The following is a 5,072-nucleotide window of genomic DNA, read 5'->3' on the forward strand; positions in this document are numbered from 1 at the left end:
CCCGCCAACACCACCAGCAAGCTCAGAATCCCGGTGGCGATGATCTCGACCCGGTGCGCTTCCTGGAACAGCATGATGGTCAACGTACCGACGATAAACACCATCACCGCGTACGTCAGGCCAGGAAACAACCACATCTTGAACACGATCTTCTCGCCCGCCGCCGCACGCTTCTGACGCATGCGCAGTTGCGACACGGCAATCACCAGGTACACCAGCAACGCAATGGCGCCGGAGCTGGCCAGCAGGAATTCGAACACGGCTGCCGGGGCGACGTAGTTGGCAAATACCGCCAGGAACGCAGCGCCGGTAGACAGCAACACTGCCCAGTAAGGCGTGCCGCTCTTGTTGGTACGCTTGGCCACGGCCGGTGCGTCACCGCGACGGCCCAGGGAGAACAGCATGCGCGACGCGGTGTACAGCGCCGAGTTGAGGCAGCTGGTCACGGCAACCAGCACCACCAGGTCGACAATCAGCTTGGCGTTCGGAATGCCCATGCGTTCCAGCACAGTCTGGTAGGAACCTACGGCAGCCAAGGTCGGATCGTTCCAAGGCACCAGGGAGACCACGATGAAGATCGACAACAGGTAGAACAAACCAATCCGCCAGATCACCGAATTGGTGGCCTTGGTGATTTGCTGGCCAGGGTTCTTCGATTCGGCGGCAGCAATGGTGACAATCTCAGTGCCCATGAACGAGAACATGGTGGTCAAGATCGCCGCCAACACCGCGCCCATGCCGTTGGGCATGAACCCTTGGGTATCGAACAAGTGCGAAACACCGCTGACCTGGCTGGTGGGCAAGAAGCCGAAGATCGCGGCCAGGCCGAGGATCACAAAGCCGACGATCGCCACGACCTTGATCAGCGCAAACCAGAACTCGAACTCACCGTAGTTCTTCACACTGAACAGGTTGGTTGCAGTCAGCAACAACGTAATGATTAGGGTAAACGCCCAAATCGCCACGTCGGGGAACCAGGCGTGCAGGATGGTCGCCGCTGCGTTGGCCTCCAACGGAATCACCAGCACCCAGAACCACCAGTAGAGCCAGCCAATGGTGAAACCGGCCCAGTGGCCGATTGCCCGGTCGGCATAGGTAGAGAACGAACCGGTATCGGGTGACGCAACGGCCATCTCGGCCAGCATGCGCATTACCAAGACCACCAGTGTACCGGCGGCTGCATAGGCCAACAGTACAGCCGGGCCGGCAGCAGCGATCGCATGGCCGGAGCCGACAAACAAACCGGCGCCGATGACGCCGGCAATCGACAGCATGGTGACGTGCCGCGGTTTGAGCCCCTGTTCGAGGTCATTGGAGCTTTGCGTACTACTCATTGACACACCTTTGCGTAGGAATTGCGAAAACGGTTCGCCCGGCCTGCAGCCTTTCTCGTGAAAAGAATCCAACAGGGCGTTCTTTATTTTTTACGCAAGATTTGCGCCAAAATGTAACAGAGCCGCAGTTGACGCGGGCTGTAGGATAATTCGTCAGCACTCGCAAGTCATTGAGAATCATGGCATTCCGCTATAGCGTTACCGTGCGACTCACCTTCCAGCCAATCCGACGCACCAAAAACACACACAAAAAGTACGTGACGCCCCATAAACGGGCTGATATGGACCGTTTGCCCGGTTAACCCTTCCAACACCCGGCCAAAGCTGGCACCATCGCGCCCTTTTTTACGCGAAGCCTGTGGATCTTTCCGGTTCAAAACGTCTGTAGGTTGTTGATGGCGCGACACGCTACTGCGCCGATGCGACACCCTGCCGCAGACCATCGGTTAACCGTCCGCAGCGCTGTTGGCTGTCATCCAAACGCTATGCTAGCTTGGCGCCTCGCCAGGAAGGCGGCCCAACAGCGAAGATCGCAACGAACACAATGAGGACCGCACATGGCCGAGGCCACGCCCGCGCTTGAAATCCGCAACTTGCACAAACGCTATGGTGAGCTTGAGGTACTCAAGGGTATCTCGCTGACCGCTCGCGACGGCGATGTGATCTCGATCCTGGGTTCCTCCGGTTCCGGCAAGTCCACCTTCCTGCGCTGCATCAACCTGCTGGAAAACCCGCACCAGGGCCAGATCCTGGTGGCCGGCGAAGAACTCAAGCTCAAGGCCGCGAAAAAACGGCGAACTGATGGCCGCCGACGGCAAGCAGATCAACCGCCTGCGCAGCGAAATCGGGTTTGTGTTTTCAAAACTTTAACCTGTGGCCGCACATGAGCATCCTCGACAACATCATCGAGGCCCCTCGTCGCGTGCTCGGCCAAAGCAAGGCAGAAGCCATAGAAGTGGCCGAGGCCCTGCTGGCCAAGGTCGGTATTGCCGACAAGCGCCACGCTTACCCTGCGCAACTCTCCGGCGGCCAGCAACAGCGGGCGGCGATTGCCCGCACCCTGGCGATGCAACCTAAAGTCATCCTGTTCGATGAGCCGACGTCGGCGCTTGACCCGGAAATGGTTCAGGAAGTACTTAATGTGATCCGCGCACTGGCCGAAGAAGGCCGCACCATGCTGCTGGTCACCCACGAAATGGGCTTCGCCCGTCAGGTATCCAGCGAAGTGGTGTTTTTGCACCAGGGCCTGGTCGAAGAGCAAGGATCGCCACAGCAGGTGTTTGAAAACCCGCTTTCGGCGCGCTGCAAACAATTCATGTCCAGCAACCGCTAACGGAGCAACATGCATGCAGACCTATAAGAAATTCCTTCTGGCCGCGGCGTCTCGATGGCGTTCAGCGCCACGGCCATGGCAGAAACCTTGAAAATGGGGATCGAAGCGGCCTACCCGCCGTTCAACAATAAAGACGCCAGCGGTAACGTTGTCGGCTTCGACAAGGACATCGGCGACGCCTGTGCGCCAAGATGAAAGTCGAAAAGTGCGAAGTGTATGTGTCCGACTGGGACGGCATCATCCCGGCCCTGAACGCCAAGAAGTTCGACTTCCTGGTGTCCTCGCTGTCGATCACCGACGAGCGCAAGCAGGCGGTGGACTTCACCGACCCGTACTATTCCAACAAGCTGCAGTTCATTGCGCCCAAAGCCACTGCGGATTTCAAGACCGACGCCACTTACCTCAAAGGCAAGGTGATCGGTGCACAGCGCGCAACGCTGGCCGGTACCTACCTGGAAGACAAGCTGCCGGACACCGAAGCCAAGCTCTACGACACACAGGAAAACGCCTACCTCGACCTGACCTCCGGTCGCCTCGACGGCATCCTGGCTGACAAGTACGTGCAGTACGAATGGCTCAAGAGCAAAGACGGTTCGGCCTATGAATTCAAAGGCGACCCGGTGGTAGAAAGCGACAAGATCGGTATCGCCGTACGCAAGGGCGACCCGCTGCGCGAGCGCCTGAACAAAGCCCTGGCAGAGATCAAGGCAGACGGCACCTACAAAAAGATCAACGACAAGTACTTCCCGTTCAGCATCGAATGATCTGAACGGCCTGCCCGGCGCGCTCCTGCGAGCGCGCTGGCTTTTTAGCAATGCCTGCCGCGATATGAAAACACCATGAATTTCGATCTCTACGGATTCGGCCCGGCGCTCGCCGCCGGCGCGCTGATGACCGTCAAACTGGCGCTCACGGCCCTGTGCCTGGGGCTGGTGCTCGGCCTTGCCGGCGCTTGGCCAAGACTTCGCCGTACAAGCCGCTGCAATGGCTGGGCGGTGCGTATTCGACCATCGTTCGCGGTATTCCCGAATTACTGTGGGTGCTGCTGATTTACTTCGGCACCGTCAATCTGATGCGTGCCCTGGGTGAGTTCTTCGGCAACCCAGACTTGTCCCTGAGCGCCTTCGCCGCCGGCGTCATCGCCCTGGGCCTGTGCTTCGGCGCCTACGCAACGGAAGTGTTCCGCGGCGCGATCCTCGCCATTCCCAAGGGCCACCGCGAAGCCGGTGTGGCGTTGGGGCTGTCGAAGTTTCGGATTTTCACCCGGCTGATCATGCCGCAAATGTGGCGTATCGCCCTGCCGGGCCTGGGTAACCTGTTCATGATCCTGATGAAAGACACCGCGCTGGTGTCGGTGATCGGCCTGGAAGAAATCATGCGCCACGCGCAGATCGGCGTGACCGTGACCAAGCAACCCTTCACCTTCTTCATGGTCGCGGCGTTCATGTACCTGGGCCTGACCGTACTGGCGATGACCAGCATGCACTTCCTGGAAAAACGCGCCGCCCGCGGCTTTGCAAGGAGCACCCAATGAGCGGCGACTACAGCTGGCTATCGCACTTTGACCTGGGCCTGAACTGGGCCGTGATCATCAAGTGGCTGCCGAAGTTGGCCCAGGGCGCAACCTTGACCCTGGAGCTGGTGGCAATCGCCGTGATCGCCGGTCTGCTGCTGGCGATCCCTCTGGGCATCGCCCGCTCTTCGCGCCGCTGGTACGTGAGCGCCCTGCCCTACGGCTACATTTTCTTCTTCCGTGGCACGCCGCTGCTGGTGCAGTTGTTCCTGGTGTATTACGGCCTGGCGCAGTTCGACGCCGTGCGCAACAGCTTCATGTGGCCGTACCTGCGCGACCCGTTCTGGTGCGCCACCGCCACTATGACCCTGCACACCGCCGCCTATATCGCCGAGATCCTGCGCGGTGCGATCCAGGCCATCCCGCCGGGGGAGATCGAAGCAGCGCGGGCATTGGGCATGTCCAAACCGAAAACGCTGTTTCTACATCATCCTGCCCCGCGCCTCGCGCATCGGCCTGCCGGCCTACAGCAACGAAGTGATCCTTATGCTCAAGGCCAGCGCCCTGGCCAGCACCGTGACCCTGCTGGAACTGACCGGCATGGCGCGCACCATCATTGCCCGCACCTACCTGCCGGTGGAGATTTTCTTCGCTGCGGGGTTGTTCTACCTGCTGATGGCCTACGTGCTGGTGCGCGGCTTCAAACTGCTGGAAAAATGGCTGCGCGTCGATGCGTGCCAAGGACGTTGAGGCACGCTTCCAGGCACTGGATGCATTCCTGATCGAGCACCAAGGGCTGTGGCGACCACGGCCCTTTACCCAGTTGCAGTTGCCCTGGGAAACCGAGCATCCGGAATTATCCCGGTGGTTGCGTCAGCGCTCGCTGGCCGAA

At 59.8% G+C, this 5,072-nt stretch carries 1 protein-coding gene and 5 pseudogenes; 5 read left to right on the plus strand and 1 reads right to left on the minus strand.

Going from position 1 to position 5,072, the window contains the following annotated elements; all coding sequences use genetic code 11:
* On the minus strand, positions 1–1,334 hold a 1,334-nt coding region (gene gabP / locus DQ405_RS23930), incomplete at its 3' end, for a GABA permease (RefSeq protein ID WP_168426332.1).
* Between the two features lie 557 nt (positions 1,335–1,891).
* Here gabP and DQ405_RS23935 point away from each other — a divergent pair.
* The 5 pseudogenes from DQ405_RS23935 to DQ405_RS27725 all read left to right on the plus strand — a co-directional run.
* Positions 1,892–2,667 (plus strand): annotated as a pseudogene (locus DQ405_RS23935) (ABC transporter ATP-binding protein).
* A 13-nt stretch (positions 2,668–2,680) separates the two neighbouring features.
* A pseudogene (locus DQ405_RS23940) lies at positions 2,681–3,431 on the plus strand (ABC transporter substrate-binding protein).
* 75 nt (positions 3,432–3,506) lie between these two features.
* A pseudogene (locus DQ405_RS23945) lies at positions 3,507–4,201 on the plus strand (ABC transporter permease).
* 38 nt (positions 4,202–4,239) lie between these two features.
* Positions 4,240–4,930, plus strand: a pseudogene (locus DQ405_RS23950) (ABC transporter permease).
* Positions 4,911–5,072: pseudogene (locus DQ405_RS27725) on the plus strand (glycogen synthase); the annotation flags it as partial. The pseudogenes DQ405_RS23950 and DQ405_RS27725, both read left to right, overlap by 20 nt.

Source organism: Pseudomonas sp. SST3, assembly GCF_003325755.1.